Origin of the sequence: Stenotrophomonas sp. GD04054 (assembly GCF_029836955.1) — a bacterium.
Lineage (GTDB): Bacteria > Pseudomonadota > Gammaproteobacteria > Xanthomonadales > Xanthomonadaceae > Stenotrophomonas > Stenotrophomonas maltophilia_A.
In genome coordinates this window covers 20,078-35,888 of record NZ_JAOECR010000001.1, presented here as the reverse complement: position 1 = coordinate 35,888, position 15,811 = coordinate 20,078, and the positions used below count along the sequence as shown (strand labels likewise).

At 65.9% G+C, this 15,811-nt stretch carries 16 protein-coding genes; 11 read left to right on the top strand and 5 right to left on the bottom strand.

Features of this window, described 5'->3' with window-relative positions; all coding sequences use genetic code 11:
- Nucleotides 1-149: 149 nt before the first annotated feature.
- The 5 genes from N7573_RS00175 (at nt 150) to N7573_RS00155 (ending at nt 3,343) form a co-directional block, all read left to right on the top strand.
- Nucleotides 150-1,340, top strand: a complete 1,191-nt coding sequence (locus tag N7573_RS00175) for a methyl-accepting chemotaxis protein (RefSeq protein WP_032127364.1) — start codon at nt 150-152, stop codon at nt 1,338-1,340.
- A gap of 98 nt (nt 1,341-1,438) precedes the next feature.
- Nucleotides 1,439-1,654 carry a hypothetical protein gene (locus N7573_RS00170; protein ID WP_049399379.1) on the top strand — a complete coding sequence of 72 codons (216 nt, stop codon included), beginning with the start codon at nt 1,439-1,441 and terminating at the stop codon, nt 1,652-1,654.
- A 97-nt stretch (nt 1,655-1,751) separates the two neighbouring features.
- Nucleotides 1,752-2,099, top strand: a complete 348-nt coding sequence (locus tag N7573_RS00165) for a hypothetical protein (RefSeq protein WP_107431879.1) — start codon at nt 1,752-1,754, stop codon at nt 2,097-2,099.
- A 112-nt stretch (nt 2,100-2,211) separates the two neighbouring features.
- Nucleotides 2,212-2,676, top strand: coding sequence for a hypothetical protein (locus N7573_RS00160; RefSeq protein ID WP_279911930.1), 465 nt, complete (start codon nt 2,212-2,214; stop codon nt 2,674-2,676).
- A gap of 139 nt (nt 2,677-2,815) precedes the next feature.
- Nucleotides 2,816-3,343, top strand: a complete 528-nt coding sequence (locus tag N7573_RS00155; RefSeq protein WP_279911929.1) for a hypothetical protein — start codon at nt 2,816-2,818, stop codon at nt 3,341-3,343.
- 117 nt (nt 3,344-3,460) lie between these two features.
- Here N7573_RS00155 and N7573_RS00150 read toward each other — a convergent pair whose 3' ends face one another.
- Nucleotides 3,461-6,220 (bottom strand): EAL domain-containing protein, encoded by a 2,760-nt coding sequence (locus tag N7573_RS00150; RefSeq protein ID WP_279911928.1) that lies wholly within the window; start codon nt 6,218-6,220, stop codon nt 3,461-3,463.
- Between the two features lie 131 nt (nt 6,221-6,351).
- Between N7573_RS00150 and N7573_RS00145 the strand changes: the two genes are divergently transcribed.
- Together N7573_RS00145 and N7573_RS00140 are read left to right on the top strand one after the other, a co-directional pair.
- Nucleotides 6,352-8,454 (top strand): PAS domain S-box protein, encoded by a 2,103-nt coding sequence (locus N7573_RS00145; RefSeq protein WP_279911927.1) that lies wholly within the window; start codon nt 6,352-6,354, stop codon nt 8,452-8,454.
- Nucleotides 8,455-8,458: 4 nt separating this feature from the next.
- Nucleotides 8,459-10,231 (top strand): EAL domain-containing protein, encoded by a 1,773-nt coding sequence (locus tag N7573_RS00140; protein ID WP_032127372.1) that lies wholly within the window; start codon nt 8,459-8,461, stop codon nt 10,229-10,231.
- Between the two features lie 93 nt (nt 10,232-10,324).
- Here N7573_RS00140 and N7573_RS00135 read toward each other — a convergent pair whose 3' ends face one another.
- The 4 genes from N7573_RS00135 to flgA all read right to left on the bottom strand — a co-directional run bounded on the left by N7573_RS00135 (nt 10,325) and on the right by flgA (nt 13,009).
- Nucleotides 10,325-11,545, bottom strand: coding sequence for an ATP-binding protein (locus N7573_RS00135; RefSeq protein WP_019337422.1), 1,221 nt, complete (start codon nt 11,543-11,545; stop codon nt 10,325-10,327).
- 91 nt (nt 11,546-11,636) lie between these two features.
- Nucleotides 11,637-11,975, bottom strand: a complete 339-nt coding sequence (locus N7573_RS00130) for a flagella protein (protein ID WP_049399388.1) — start codon at nt 11,973-11,975, stop codon at nt 11,637-11,639.
- Nucleotides 11,972-12,277, bottom strand: coding sequence for a flagellar biosynthesis anti-sigma factor FlgM (flgM, locus tag N7573_RS00125; protein ID WP_049421929.1), 306 nt, complete (start codon nt 12,275-12,277; stop codon nt 11,972-11,974). The genes N7573_RS00130 and flgM overlap by 4 nt, the downstream gene beginning before the upstream one ends.
- Before the next feature lie 75 nt (nt 12,278-12,352).
- Nucleotides 12,353-13,009 carry a flagellar basal body P-ring formation chaperone FlgA gene (gene flgA / locus N7573_RS00120; protein WP_049421927.1) on the bottom strand — a complete coding sequence of 219 codons (657 nt, stop codon included), beginning with the start codon at nt 13,007-13,009 and terminating at the stop codon, nt 12,353-12,355.
- Nucleotides 13,010-13,201: 192 nt separating this feature from the next.
- Between flgA and N7573_RS00115 the strand changes: the two genes are divergently transcribed.
- From N7573_RS00115 to N7573_RS00100, 4 genes are all read left to right on the top strand, one after another.
- Nucleotides 13,202-14,146, top strand: a complete 945-nt coding sequence (locus tag N7573_RS00115; protein WP_049421926.1) for a chemotaxis protein — start codon at nt 13,202-13,204, stop codon at nt 14,144-14,146.
- Between the two features lie 137 nt (nt 14,147-14,283).
- Nucleotides 14,284-14,679, top strand: a complete 396-nt coding sequence (gene flgB, locus N7573_RS00110) for a flagellar basal body rod protein FlgB (RefSeq protein ID WP_005409576.1) — start codon at nt 14,284-14,286, stop codon at nt 14,677-14,679.
- A 3-nt stretch (nt 14,680-14,682) separates the two neighbouring features.
- Nucleotides 14,683-15,090, top strand: coding sequence for a flagellar basal body rod protein FlgC (gene flgC / locus N7573_RS00105; RefSeq protein WP_010485892.1), 408 nt, complete (start codon nt 14,683-14,685; stop codon nt 15,088-15,090).
- Between the two features lie 23 nt (nt 15,091-15,113).
- Nucleotides 15,114-15,797, top strand: coding sequence for a flagellar hook capping FlgD N-terminal domain-containing protein (locus tag N7573_RS00100; protein WP_071229188.1), 684 nt, complete (start codon nt 15,114-15,116; stop codon nt 15,795-15,797).
- Nucleotides 15,798-15,811 lie beyond the last annotated feature (14 nt).

The following is a 15,811-nucleotide window of genomic DNA, read 5'->3' as shown; positions in this document are numbered from 1 at the left end:
ATCCTTTTCCGGCAAGGAAAGGGCTCTGACCCCGAAGCCGCCGAGGCGTCGGAAAACCGGCGCATTCAGAATGCACTTCGAGGCATATCGACGTTAAAGAGAAAGGGGGTACGGCCGATACATCCTCCGTGCACCTCCCGAGAACGTCCATGTACTCACGCATTTTCATCCGTCTGGCCGCCCCCCTGGCTCTGACCCTGCTGCTCCCCTTCGCCATCGGTTTCGAATGGCCGGCCGCCCTGCGCTGGGCGATCCTGACCACGATGACGCTGAGCTGGCTGGGCTTTGCGTGGTGGACCACCCGCGCCCAGGCGCACCGTTCCCCGGAACACGCCCGTGTCCTGCGTGAGCAGGACCAGCTGCTGACCGAACTGCGCAACTTCGTCGGCAACGAGATCGACGGCTCGCGTGGCGAAGTGGAACGCGCCCGTGACCTGATCCGCCAGGCGGTGTCCAGCTTGGGCGGCAGCTTCGACGCCATGAACCGCAAGTCGCGCCAGCAGAGCCAGGCCCTGTCGCGCATCGTCGATCGAGCCGGTGATGAAGGCAATGCCGGCCTCGACGTTGCCCGTTTCGCCCAGCACGCCAGCCATCGCATGGAGCAGCTGGTGGAAGCACTGGAACAGGTGAGCGGCCAGAGCAGCACCACCGTGCAGCACATCGACCAGATGGCGCAGCACCTGGATGGCATCTTCGCGCTGCTGGAAGACGTCAAGTCGATCGCGGACCAGACCAACCTGCTGGCGCTGAACGCCGCCATCGAAGCCGCGCGTGCCGGTGAAGCCGGTCGTGGCTTCGCGGTGGTCGCCGACGAAGTGCGCAACCTGTCCGAGCGCTCGACCACCTTCAACGAGCAGATCCGCAAGCTGGCGCACAGCTCCAAGGACGCCATCGCCAAGGTCCGCGAGACGGTCTCGCACATGGCCTCGCGTGACATGGACCGCTCCCGCGAAGCGCGCCAGGAAGCGGCGGCGATGCTCGACAACGTCGCGCAGATCAATGCGTCGCTGGGTGATGGCATGCGCGAAGTCTCCGACTGCGCCCGTTCGATCGATGGCAGCGTGGCCGAAGCCGTGCGCGCCCTGCAGTTCGAAGACATCGCCACCCAGGCGCTGGGCGGCGTGCACACCCACCTGGACCGCCTGACCGCGATCAACCGCGAGGCAGTGGCCCTGCAGGAACTGCTGCACCGCAATGGCGGCGTGTTCGACGAAGAGATCGCCACCGCCCTTCAGCGCACCGGCAGCCGCCTGCGGGAACTGCGCAGCGAATGGGAACGCCCGCCGCACAAGCCGGTTGCCCAGCAGAGCATGGGCGCCGGCACCGTCGAGCTGTTCTGATCCTGATGTCCGCTGCCGTTGCCGGCAGCCCGCAAGGCCCCGGTTCGTCCGGGGCCTTTGCCTGTAACCCGCCGTTGGATGCATCCTGTACACGCACCATGACCCTGATCCGCGCCCTGCCCTCCCTCGCCGACACCGAGCGCCCGCGCAACGCGAGCGTGCGTGAGCAGCTGCAGCAGCTGGAAGAGGTGGCCCGCGAGGAGATCCGCGAACTGCAGCAGCTGGCCGATGCGCGCCCTGCCCTGTCCCGCACGGACGACGCGCTGCTGGGACTGGCGTGGGACCTGGGGTTGGATGGGGAAGCCTTGAGGTAGACCCACGCCATGCGTGGATGGCCTTCACCACCACCCGCTCCAAACCCATGGCATGATCCGCCCATGCCACCTACGGCTGGACACGGAGTGTCGTCGCATGAGCACCACGTTCATGACCTGGCTGGGATTTGCTGTAATGGTGTTCATCGCGGTCACCTTCACCTGGCGCCCCGCCTACGCCACTTTGCGGCCGCCCCGGCATAGACCTGTCGCATTCCTGTTCGGCAGCTTGCTCTTCATGCTGATGGCCTTTCTATTTGCCTGGGCGCCGGCAACTGCCATCAACACCGGGCATGTTCATCTGAGCCATCACCGGTCCGGCACCATTGATGCATGGCGGGACATCGAGCCGATGACCTTCTGGCTGATCATCGTCGCGGAGTACGCGTTCGGGCTGTTGATCGCCAGCTATTCCATTGCAGGCATCGCATTGATGAAACGGTAGATCCACGCCATGCGTGGATGCATGCGATCGCCCTTCCACCCTTTCGGACATGTTGCATGGTGTGGATCACAGGCCCGGGGCACACTCGTCGCTCTCCCTCCCTGGTGGCCGCATGGCATTCAATTTCGAAGAAGCGCGAGAAACCTTCGAACAGTTTCTGATCATCATGGACGATCAGATTGAATGGCTGATCGAACAAGCACAGCTCCGCGGCGTCGACCTTGACGGCAGCCTGGAGAGCCTTGATCGCCTGGAGACGCTGTACACGACGATGGCTGCAACGTTGTCGGAGGACGAACAGGATGGCCTGAGGATTGTGTTTTCACGATATCTGGGCGATGTAGTGTGGGAGCATCACGGCGGCAAATGGACCCTGCCACTGGATGATCCAAAAGACATCAATTTCAACATGCCGGCTATCGTGGGGCACTCATCCTGCCCGTGGCTGGAATTCAATCCCATCCATACGATGCATTGCTATGCCCTACGCCCAAAGGCTGGAATGCTCCGAAGCATCGTCGCGCACAGTGTTGATCCACAGATTCTGGATCTCAGCGATCTGGTGGAAGACGATTGAATCCAGGAGACTGCTCGATTCACTGGACCGCCCCGCGAGGACGGTAGCTGGTTCCGGGCAACATCCACGCATGGCGTGGATCTACTGGGGTGGCGAAATCGCTATGGCATGATGCGCAGGTCCCGTTCATGGAAGACCGATGGCCATCGCCCTGATCGCCGTGCTGTTGATCGAAGTCCTGCTGCTTGTGCTGTGGGCGCCGTTCTTCTTCCGCACAGGCATCGTCCTGTTCAATCAGCGCATCGCCGCTACGCCCGCAGAGCTGGCGCAGCTTTCGCTGGCCGGGTTGGAGCATGATCTGCCGGCCGATACCTGGCTGCGCCTGGTGTTCCGCGCGCTGCCGGACGGCAGTGTCGCCTTTCGCGAGAGCTTCGCGCCGAGCTTTGGCGGTCGCTACTTTCCGCTGATGCGCGGGCGGGTGATGATCGACGCGCAACGCAGGGAGGTGCGGGTGGTCGGGCGGTGCAGCTGGTTCGCGCTGGGCCTGACACTGATGCTGGTGCCGATCATCATGGTCCGCCCGGCTGCGTCGCCGATGCTGGTGGCCCTGCTGCTGTTCTACATGGGCTATTTCATCCAGCGCCGACGCTATGCACATGTGGTGGAAGCAGTGCGCGCAAGGCTTCGCTCCGAATTTCCGCAGCGAATGGTTGCCGCATCGCAGTAGATCCACGCCATGCGTGGATGATCGCGAGCATCGGCGTTCGTGTCGACCAAGGTCGACACCTACCAGAGCGGTGCGTCGGCGTGCGGCGATCCCGCCGGGCAAGGCCCGGCGCCAACTTCAGCGTGCCAGCACGACCTCGCTGGCAGCGTCTGTGCGCCCAGGCGCTGGATGCTGCTGCCGCAGCCACTGCGCCAGGTCGCGCGGGCTGAGCGGGCGCGAGTACAGGTAACCCTGGATCTCGTCGCAGCCCTGGCGGCGCAGCATGTCTTCTTCCTGGTGCGTTTCCACACCCTCGGCCACCACTTTCATGCCCAGCGCGTGGCCCAGGTGCACGATGGCCTGGGTCACTTCGGCCGTGCCAGAGTCATGCAGCATGCCCTGCACGAAACTGCGGTCGATCTTCAGGCGGCCGACCGGGAAGCGGTTGAGATAATTGAGGTTCGAGAAGCCGGTACCAAAGTCGTCCACCGCCAGTGGCACGCCGTGCCGTTCCAGCACGTCGAAGCAGTGGCGCAGAATGTCGGTGTCACGGATCAACGCCGACTCGGTCAGCTCCAGTTCCAGCCTCTGCGGCGGCCAGCCGTGGGCATGGCAGATCTCGATCACCCGCTCGGCAAAGCCACGGTCACGTAACTGCACCGCCGATACATTGACCGCGATGCGGTCGAAACACAGGCCAGCCCGGTCCCAAGCGATCGCCTGGCGGCAGGCTTCATTCAGCACCCAGTCGCCGATGCGCACGATCTCGCCGCACTTCTCTGCAATCGGAATGAACTCGGCCGGGCTGCAGTAGCCGATGCCGGGCCGATGCCAGCGCAGCAGTGCCTCGATCGCCGGTGGCTCGCCCTGGTGCGCATGCAGCAGCGGCTGGTAGGCCAGGCTGAACTCTTCGCGTTCGATCGCCCCGTGCAGGGCATGCTCCAACTCGAGCTTGCGCTGGATGCGGGCCAATGCGTCCTGGCTGTAGTACTGGTAGGTGTTGCGCCCCGCTTCCTTGGCCGCGTACATCGCGGCGTCGGCGGCACGCAGCAGTGAGTCGAAATCGGTCTGCGCATCGCCCAGCATCGCGATGCCGACGCTGGCACCGACCTTCAACGTGGTCTCGCCACGGCGCAATGGCTCGGCCAGCGAAGCGATCAGCTTGCGCGCCACGTGGCCGGCGTCTTCCGGCTCGGCCAGGTCGCGCAACACCACGATGAACTCGTCGCCACTGAAGCGGCCGAACAGGTCGTTGTTGCGAAGGTTCTGGTGCAGGCGGGTGGCGGCAGCCTTCAGCAGCGCATCACCGGTGGCATGACCGAAGCTGTCGTTGATGGTCTTGAAGCCGTCCAGATCAATGAACAGCATCGCCAGCGAGGTACCGCGGTCGCGCGCTTCCTCGATGGCTTCTGCCGTCTGCTCGCCGAGCAGCACACGATTGGGCAGGCCGGTCAGCAGGTCGTAGTGGGCCAGCAGCTCGATGCGCTCGTTGGCTTCGCGCTCGCGAGTGATGTCACGGAACAGGACCACGAAGCGCGGCGGCAGGCCATCGCGGCGATCCAGCTCGATCAGTACCTGCACCCACACGCGCAGGCCGGACTGGCGGTAGAAGCACAGGTCCAGCTGTTCGGGCAGCCCGCCGCCGGCAATCCGGACCAACGCGGCGTCGAAGGCATTGCGCGAATCCTCGGTGTACAGCGCCAGTGCCTGGTCGAGGGTGATCGGCTCCTTGCGCAGGCCGTGGATGCGGTAGCACTCCTCGGTCCACTGCATGTGCCGGGTCTGCACTTCGATCTCGCAGCCGCCGATGCGGCCCAACGCGGAAACACGGTTGAGCAGTTCGGTACGCCAGCGGATCAGTGCATCGGTCTGGTGCTGCTCGGTGATGTTCTGCACCTGGCCGAGCAGGCGCTTGGGCTGGCCATCCATGTCCAGCAGCGGCTGCATCCATAGCCGCAGATGCTGCGACGGTTCGTTGCCCCGGGTCAGCTCCAGCTCGAGGTTGGCGGCCCGGCCGTCGCGCCACAAGCGCCGCCATGCTGCGCGTAGCGCACCACGCGAGCGCGGATGCAGCTGCTTCAGCCAGCGCCGCTGGCCGGGTACGGCCCCCTGCTCCAACGCCAGCAGCGAACGCAGCTCCGGCGACCACCAGAAATGACCACTGTTGGGGTCGAACGACCAGCTGCCCATGCTGGCGATGCGCTGGGCCTCGCTCAGGTGCAGCTGCTGTTCCTGAAGCAGCCCTTCCAGCTGCTTCTGTTGTTCGATATCGGTATGCGTGCCGACCATGCGCAGCGGCTGGCCATCTGCGGTGCGCGCGATCACGCGCCCGCGGTCCAGTACCCAACGCCACTGGCCGTCGCCCTGGCGGAAACGGAACTGTGCGCTGTACTGTTCGCTCAAGCCACGCAGATGCTCATCCAGTGCAGCCCGCACCTGTGCGATGTCCTCGCTGTGCACGCGGGCCAGAATCTCGGTAGCGGTTTCATCGCCCAGTGCCGGGGTGCGCACCACACGGTCGCTGGGAATGTCCCAGTCCCAGAGGCTGTGGCCAGCACTGTCCAGCGCCAGCTCCCAGCGCCCACCGCCGCCGAGCGGCACCGGCTCGGGAATGCTCAGCGTGAAGGCCAGCAGGTTGCCGGCGCCATCATGCACCGCGCGCAGGTGGCCGTCGTAGTGGCCGTGCGGGCCACCCGGCAGCGTGCAGGCCACGATGCCGCCATCGGCGGCCATCAGGCGCAGATCTTCCAGCATCGGCGCATACGCAGCCACGGTCGCCGGCAGGCCATGCTCGCGCGCAGCCGGATTGGCCGCCAGCGGGCGGCCCGTGCGGTCGACGATGACCAGCGCCGACGCAAGCGGGTGCTGCAGCAGGCTGGCGATGATCCCTTGGTCCACGCGATCTTGCTCCGGATGACACGCCCGTCAGCGGGGCACGCAGTGGTTAACGGCGCCTGCGGCGGATAATTGAGTGGTCTGGGCGCACCTGCGCGGTAAGATGGCCGGCGCCCCTTTCTTCCGCCCTGTCCATGCCCGCAGAACCGACCGGCAACGCCCCAGTTCCCGACCCGCGGATGGCGCAGGCGCTGAGCCGCGACCGGCGCCGGGTGGTGCTGAGCTACCTGGCGATGGCGCTGGCCTGGATGATCTCCACCGACAGTGCAGTGCAGGCACTGGTGCCCGACCCGCAGCAGGCGGCCTTGTGGCAGGGCCTGAAGGGCTCGTTCTTCGCCCTTGCCAGCGCGGGCCTGCTGTATCTGCTGCTGCGCCCGCTGGCCGAGCATGTGCTGCACACCCATGCACGCCAGCAGGCCTCCGAGCTGCGCCTGCGGCAGATGTTCGAAGGCAACCCCGGCCCGATCCTGGTCTACGACCTCGATACGCTGGCGATCCTCGATGCCAATCCGGCGGCCTGTACGGCCTTCGGCTGGGACCGTGACGAACTGCTGGAGCAGACCATCGATTCGCTGTGGCCGCCAGGCCAGGACCAGGCACTGCAGACCAAGCTGGAGGCGATCCGCGAGGCACCGGAGGAACTGTGCATCCTGCGTACCCAACTGCAGCTGCGCGACGGCTCGCTGCGTCAGATGGAACTTCGCTCCAATGCCATCAGCTATGACGGCCACAACGCCCGCCTGCTGATTGCCATCGACCGCACCGCCGAAGACCTGGCCCAGCTGCGACGCGACCAGGCGCTGGCGCGGGTGGAGGAAGCCCACGAGCTGGCGCGCATCGGCGCCTGGGAACTGGACCCCTCCACGGGACTTGGCCGCTATTCGAACCAGGTCTATCGCTTGCTCGGTCGCCGTCCGCCCGAGGCGCGGCGCTGGCATCGCTTCGACGAACTGCTGGTGCCGGCCGACCCGGCCACCGCCACCCAGACCGAACAGCTGCTGGCCGAGCTCTGCTCCGGCGATCCCGTGCAGGTGGACGTGCTGTTGCCGTTGCTGTCGATGGATGGGCGCGCCTTGATGGTGCATCTGCGTGCGGCCAGCGGCATCGACGAGGCCGGCCGCAACCGCGTGCTGGGCACCCTGCAGGACGTGACGGAGCGCGAGCAGTCGCGACGCCTGCTGCGCGAGCGCGAGGAACAGTTCCGCGAGCTGGTACGAGTACTGCCCGACGGCGTGGTCATCCTCTCCGACGAACACGTGCTGTACGCCAACGCCTGGGCCGCCAGCCTGTTCGGCTATGGCAGCCACACCCTGCTCGGCGAGCCGCTGTCGGCGCTGGTTGCCGCCACCGATCTGGTGCGGGTGCGCGCCCAGCTGCGCGCTGGCCAGCCCCACCTGGGCCCTGGCCACAGCAGCGTGGTGGCAATGCAGCGCGCGGATGGCCGCAGCTTTCATGCCGGCCTGGCGGTGGGCGAAGTGCGTTATGGCGGACGCGACTGCAAGCTGCTGATCGTGCGCGACCTGAGCGATTCCGAGCGCACCCGCAGTGCACTGGAAACCAGCAACCGTGAACTGCAGGCGATGGCCGGCCGCCTGTTCTCACTGCAGGAGGATGAGCGCCGCGCGATCTCGCGCGACCTGCACGACGATATCGGCCAGGCGATCACAGCGATCAAATTGTCTGCGTATGCCGCTCAGGACGAGGACGATCCGCAGCGCCGCGGCGAGGACCTGGCACAGATCGTCAGCCTGGCCGATACCACGGTGGCCAAGCTGCGCGACATCTCTACCCTGCTGCGCCCGCCACAGTTGGACGCGCTGGGCCTGGAAGCAGCCCTGAGCTGGCAGGCACGGGTGCTGTTCCGATCGTCGCCAGTGGAACTGCTGGCCGAGATCGAGCCGCTGCCGCATCGTCCCGACAACAGCATCGAGCAGGCCTGCTTCCGCATCGCCCAGGAAAGCCTGACCAACGTACTGCGCCACGCCCGCGCCAGCCAGGTCCTGCTGCAGCTGCGCGATGTCGGCCAGCGCGGCCTGCACCTGCAGATCCGCGACGACGGCGAGGGTTTCGACCCCGACGGTCCGCGCGGGCTGGGCCTGATCGTGATGCGTGAGCGTGCGCAGAGCGTCGGTGGCCATGTGCGGATCGAATCCGCACACGGCGAAGGCACCCTGATCGACGTACACCTCCCCTACCAGGCGGCCAGCATGGCCGCCGTTGAGTCACCGGACTACTGAGCCTATGTGGAATCCCAACCAGCCCCCGGTCAGCATCGATGATGCGCCTGACCGCCTTGGCGCCGGCAACCCCGAGCTGCAGGCGATGGTCGCCGAGGCGGCCTCGGGCGGCACCGCACTGATGTTGATGCACGTGGACATCGACCACTTCGCCTCGGTCAACGAAAACATGAGCGCCGAGGTGGGTGACCAGGCCCTGGTGCTGGTGGCGCAGCGGTTGCAGTCCTACCTGCGTGGTCGCGGCAAGCTGTGGCGCCACGGCAGCGATGAGTTCCTGATCGCAGTGCCACGCACCGCCGACGTGCCATTGCCGGAGGACTTCGCAGAGGAGATCCGGCAGCAGATGGAACTTCCACTGTCGGTGTTGCCGTACACCTTGTTCATGACCGGCAAGCTGGGCGTCAGCCTGTGTCCGGACCATGCCAGCAGCACCTCGCGCCTGCTCGATCACGCCGAGGATGCGCTGTACCAGGCGGCCCGCGAAGGCGGCAACGCGGTGCGCATCCACGCCGTGGATACGCCGCCGAGCGCGCACAGCGAAAGCATCATCGCCCGCCAGATCGTGGACGCCATTCCCAACGGCGAACTGAAACTGCGTTACCAGCCACTGGTCAGCGCCCGCGATGGCCACGTGGTCGGCATGGAAGCGCTGCTGCGCTGGCAGTCACCGACGCTTGGCATGCTGGTGCCGGAGCGCTTCATGCGCACGGCAGAACGGCTGGGCATCATCGTGCAGATCGGCACCTGGGTGCTGGAAGGCGCACTGAAGCAGGCCCGCCTGTGGCGCGACCAGGGCTTCGACGACTTCACCATTGCGGTGAATGTCTCCACACTGCAGCTGCTGCGGCCCAACTTCTTCGCTGAAGTCATGGGCCTGATCCAGGCCGCGGGCGTGCCGGCACAGATGCTGACGCTGGAGATCAACGAAAGCGCGCTGACCAACAACGTCAACTTCGTGCACGAGACGCTGGCCAATCTGCGCAACGAAGGCATCAGCCTGAGCCTGGACAATTTCGGCACCGGTGATTCCAGCCTGAGTGCACTGGTCCGCTACCCGGTGGACAAGCTCAAGATCGACCGCAGCTTCATCAAGAGCGCGCCGGCCGGCAACCGTGAGGCGGCCATCGCCCGCGCGATCATCGCCATGGGCCACCAGCTGGGCATGACCGTGATCGCCAACGGTGTGGAATCGCAGGCCCAGCTGGGCTTCCTGCGCCGCAACGACTGCGATGTGTTCCAGGGCTACCTGTTCGGCGAACCGATGTCGGCCGATGCCGCCGGCATGACCCTGCGCCGCCGCTACCTGCGTCCGGAAGCCTTTGCCGAGACCCGTCCCGACCGCACGCTGCTATTGCTGGACGACGAAGAGAACGTACTGCGCTCGCTGGTGCGCCTGTTCCGTCGCGACGGCTACCGCATCCTGGCCGCCGGCAACGTGCGCGATGCGTTCGACCTGCTGGCAATCAATGACGTGCAGGTGATCCTGTCCGACCAGCGCATGAGCGACATGAGCGGCACCGAGTTCCTGGGCCGGGTGAAGATGCTGTACCCGGACACGATCCGCCTGGTGCTGTCCGGTTACACCGATCTGAACACCGTGACCGACGCGATCAACCGCGGTGCGATCTATCGCTTCCTGACCAAGCCGTGGAACGACGACGAGCTGCGCAAGCACATCCACCAGGCGTTCCGCACCTATGAGGAACAGCGCCGCAGCAACGCCGGTCCGGCGCCGGTGGAAAGCGGAGATGGCGGCGAGGATCGCCCATTGCGGTAACGATCCCCTCTGGTAGCGCCGGCCGCTGGCCGGCCGCTCTGGATGTCGGGTTCAATGAGGTTGCCGGCCAGCGGCCGGCACTACCTGAAGCAGTCAACGCGGCTGCTTCACCGGCAGCACCACGCGGAAGCGCGAGCCCACGCCCGGGGTGCTGTCCAGGTCGATGCGGCCGTGGTGCTTGTTGATGATGCTGTAGGAGATCGACAGGCCCAGGCCGGTGCCGCTGCCGACCGGCTTGGTGGTGAAGAACGGATCGAAGATGCGCTGGCGCAGTTCCGGCGAGATGCCACCGCCGGTGTCTTCAAACTCGACCCACACGTGATCGCCATCGACGCCGGTGCGCACGGTGATCGTGCCGCGCTCGGCGATGGCGTGGCCGGCGTTGAGCAGCAGGTTCATGTAGACCTGGTTCAATTCCGACGGCAGGCACTCCACCAACGGCAACTGGCCGAACTCCCGCACCAGGGTGACCTTGTACTTCAGCTCGTTCCAGATGATGTTGATGGTCGATTCCAGGCCCGCGTGCAGGTCGACCAGCTTCCACGACTCGTCGCGGCCGGAATACGAGAAGTCCTTCAGATCACGCACGATGCGCGTCACCCGCTCGATGCCTTCGCGCGACTCGGCCATCAGCTGCGGCAGGTCGCGGCTGATGAAATCGATGTCCAGGCGGTCACGGATATCGTCGATCTCCGGGATCAGCGCCTTCGGGTCCGGCGCCCGCAATGCGCGTTCGTAGGCTTCGATCACGGTGAACAGGCTGCGCAGGTACTCCTGCAGGCTGCCCAGGTTGGAGTGCACGTAGCCGATCGGGTTGTTGATTTCGTGCGCGACGCCTGCGGCGAGCTGGCCGATCGAGGCCATTTTCTCCGACTGAAGCAGTTTTTCCTGGGTACCGTTGAGGCGCAGGTAGGCCTGCCGCAGCTCTGCATGACGCTGCTGCAATTCGCGTTCGTAGTCTTCCTGGCCTTCGATATGGCGGAACAACGCCAGGAAGTGCCCCTGGCCGACCGGGCCGTGGTGATACAGATGGGCGATGACCACGCCCTCGCCCAGCGGCAGGCTGCCGTTCCAGTGACCATGCTGGCGCGCCTGCTCCAATGCATCAGGCGGCAGCAGTTCACGCAGGCGCTGCGGCGGTGGCAGGCCGCCGCCCTCACCGCTGGCCAGCAGGTTCTGCGCGGCCGGGTTGGCCAGGGCCACCTGCCCGTCTTCGGTGAACAGCAGCAGCCCTTCGCGCAGGCGCTCAAGCAGCGCCTGCAGCACCGGCTGCGGCGGAAGGGGGGCGGTAACCAGGGCGTTGGCAGCGGACACGGCGACTCGGGGCATTCGAACAGGCGCCCAATATACGCGGTCGTGCGGCGGGCTTCAGCCCGCGGGGGTGGGATGTGCGACCGCCGTCGCGTCAGGCGATGGCGAGTGGGCGCCGCGCAGTGACCGTATGCGACTGGCCCTTGGCATCATAGGAGGAGGAGGCCTCGGTACGCCCGAGCTGGCGCAGCGCCCAATCGACCTCGCGGCGCCGGCGCGACAGCAGCACGCCATTGGCTCGGTTGCGTTCGGCCAGTTCCTGGAGGTGATCCCCCTCACCAAGCGGCGGCGTGCCTTCCAGTGCACGCAGTGCCTCCAGCTTGGCACCGGTCGCCCGGATCAGCGCGTGTACGTCATGATCGACCAGCGCCTGACGTTCAACGTCAAGCGCCTGGGCCAGCCGCTGCAGTTGTTCGCTCATCGGCGCGGTCATCCGTGCAGCTGCTGATCCAGCTCAAGCATGCGCGATGCGATCGCGTCCGGATTGATCTTGTAGGTGCCGTTCTGCAGCGACTCGCGCACTGCGGCCACACGCTGGGCGTCGATTGCCGGGGCGGTGGTCAGCTCACGCTCGATGGCCTGCAGATTGGTGGCCTCGCCGGTCAGGCGCAGGCTGTCGGCCGCTTCGACCGGGCGCGTCGCCGCATCGGTGCTGACGCCGGGCTTGTTGGCCGGGGTCGTCACGCTGCGCAGTGCCTGGGGGACCTGCAGGTTGCCGTCGATTTTCTGGCTCATGGGGTGTCCTGGAGTTGCCGTTCACAAGGGATAACGGCCGCAGGGCCGTGATCTTTAGGGATATTTTGCGGTAAATCAACGCGCCACGATTACGTCACCGGCGGCATCGACCGTGCCCTGCACGATCCGCCGCGAGGACAGGTTCTCCACCGAGACCCGTTCGTTTTCACCGGCATCGCCCATCGCACGGCCTGCAATACGGACCTCGACCGAGCCGCGACGCGAAACCAGGGCCACATTGTCTCCTCGCTTGATGAGACGCTGCACCACCAGATCGTTGTTCGACAGCAGGGCTCCGGCCTGCAACGGACGGCGGGCGATGCGGCCGATCGCTGCATTCGGATCGGCCAGCACCGCACCGGCAATCCGGGCGGCGTCACGCTGGGCAGTGGTGATATCGGCGGCGGTGAGGGTTTCTCCAGTACCGATTCCGCGGTTGAGCACCAGCACGGTCTGGTTGCGCCGCACCTTTACCGGTACGAACAGGCGCCACCCGCCGGCATCGGGGCAGCTGACTTCAACCGTGGTGTTGGCGGTGGGCTGCACCTGCAGCGCGCCACCACACCTGGGCAAGCGCAGCGCATCGGCCACCTGGGCCTCGCCCTCGCTGCCTGCCGGCAGCGTCGACAACGCGGCGGTGCGGATACTGGCCACCGGCTGCCAGTCGGCGGCAACCGCCCACGGCGAGGCCAGGGCCAGCGCGATGGCGAAGAGCGATGTGACCCGGCGCATGGCGCCTCCTGTCGAAGGGATCTGGCCCAGGTGCGTGCAAGGGGTGTGCCAGAGCGGCTTGTGTAGAGTCGAGCTTGCTCGACTGCTTTCATGACCAGTCGAGCAAGCTCGACTCTACAGAGGCAGGGTCGAGCATGGCGCGACTCTACAAAAGCGCTCAAGTTCGGCGCCCACCCCGCCGATACAGCAGCCATGTCCCATGACCTGCTCAACCGGATCGACCAGCGGACCCGACTGGCCGGCCACAATCGCCTGGCGTTGCTGCTGTTCCGCCTCGGCGGACGTCAGCTTTTTGGCGTCAATGTCTTCAAGGTGCAGGAAGTCCTGCGCCGCCCGGAGCTGTTCCAGGTGCCCGGACTGCCCAGCCAGTTCGCCGGCGTGGCCGACGTCCGTGGCCGCTCGGTGCCGGTGCTGGACCTGGGCCTGGCCATCGGCCACCCCGAGCGTGAGCCCGATGCGGACACCTCGCCCGGCTACCTGGTCGTCACCGAATTCAACCGTTCGATCCAGGGTTTCCTGGTCAGCGGCGTGGAGCGCATCGTCAACATCGCGGTGGAAGACATCCACCCGCCACCGGAACTGGGCGCCGAATCAAGCTACCTGACGGCGGTGACCCGCTTCCAGGGTGAGTTGATCCAGGTGATCGACGTTGAAAGCGTGCTGGCCGATATCGCCCAGGTGCGCGGTGAAGCAGTACTCGACCCGGCGATGGCAATGCCCGCCGACGGCCCGCAACTGCAGGTGCTGGTGGTGGATGACTCTCGTGTAGCCCGCCAGCAGATCCGCAGCGTGCTGGACCAGCTTGGGGTCGGCGCCACCCTGCTTTCCGACGGCAAGCAGGCGCTGGACCACCTGCTGCAGATCCAGGCCTCGGGCGAGAACCCCGCCGAGCGCTACGCCATGGTCATCTCGGACATCGAAATGCCGGCCATGGACGGCTATACGCTGACGACGGAAATCCGGCGCCATCCGGGCCTGTCCGGCCTTTACGTCCTGCTGCATACCTCGCTGTCGGGCGTATTCAACAATGCGATGGTCGAGCGCGTCGGTGCCAACGCCTTCGTCGCCAAGTATTCGCCGCACGAACTGGCCGACTTCGTGCTGGACCGCCTGCGCAAGGTCGCGATGGCGGCCTGAGGCCTCTGATCCGGTAGTGCCGGCCGCTGGCCGGCAACCGCGGACAATCCGGGAAGCCGGCCAGCGGCCGGCACTACCCTCTCGAATTTGGCACACCCCTTGCAGCTTCCCGGGCAACGTTCCTGTGGGAGTGCACCGTGCGCAACCTGATTACCGACTACCTGGGCGTTCACGCCCAGGCCATGCCGTTGCGCGAACAGCGGATGAAGCTGATCGCCAGCAACCTCGGCAATGCCGACACTCCCGGCTACAAGGCCCAGGATCTGGACTTCGATGCCGCCCTGCGCCACGCCCAGGGGCAGGATGCCAATGGCCTGATGGCCACCACCCACGAGCAGCACTACGAGATCAGTAGTGGCCTGAACCCGTTCCAGATCGCGCGCGAAGGCGTGCAACCCAGCCTGGACGGCAACACCGTCGATCCCGATGCCGAGCGTGCCGCCTATGGCCGCGCCGCACTCGAATACCGCGCCTCGCTCAGCTTCGTCGAGAGCAAGGTGCGTTCCATGCTGACCGCGATCACGGGGCAATAAGCCATGAGCAACCTGCCGATCTTCGATATCGCTGGCTCCGCGCTGCAGGCGCAGTCGGTGCGCATGAGCACCATCGCCTCCAACCTCTCCAACGCCGACACCGTCGCCGGTTCCGCCGATGCCGTGTACAAGCCGCTGGAACCGATCTTCCAGGCAGTGACCAGCAAGAACGATCCGAACATCACGTCGGTGAAGGTCAAGGAGATCACCCAGAGCGAAGCCGCGCCGATCAAGCGCTATGAACCGGGCCACCCGCTGGCCGACGGCGATGGCTACATCTACCAGCCCGATGTCGATCCGGTGGCGCAGATGGTCAACCTGATCTCGACCTCGCGCAACTACCAGGCCGGCGTGGAGATGCTGACCACCGCCAAGGAACTGGCCCTGGCCACCTTGACCATGGGCCGCTGAGGCCCGCAGCACCGGATACCACCATGACCACCGCCGTCAACAACCAGACCAACCAGGACGTCTACGCCGCGCTCGGCCTGAACGCCCCGAACAGCAACGCCACCAAAAAGAAGAACACGCTGGACCAGGCCGATTTCCTGCGCCTGATGACCGAGCAGCTGCAGCACCAGGATCCGCTGAAGCCGATGGACAACACGCAGATGGTTGCGCAGATGGCGCAGATGTCCACCGTGCAGGGCATCACCGATCTGAACAAGACGGTGAAGGGTTTCCAGGAATCGATGGCCAGCGACCAGGTGCTGCGCGGTGCCGCTCTGGTTGGCCACCAGGTACTGGTGCCGTCGGAAAAGCTGGTACTGGAAAAGGAAGGCAGCGTCGAAGGCACGGTGGCTGCGCCCTCGGCCGGCATCGTGACCGTCGACATCACCGATGCCAACGGCACCAAGATCACCTCGCTGAGCGTAGAAGCCAAGGCCGCTGGCGAAACCGCGTTTCAGTGGGACGGCAAGGACGCCAACGGCAAGCGCATGGAACCGGGCAAGTACTCCATCGTCGCCAACCACGTCGACACCGCCGGCAAGAGCACCAAGCTGTCCACCTTCGTGCAGGCCCCGGTGGAGAGCGTGACCGTCGGCTCCGACGGCCTGTACCTGAATCTCAAGGGCCTGGGCACGGCCCCGATCGACTACGTGCTCCGCGTCAGCTGAGCCGCACATTCCGC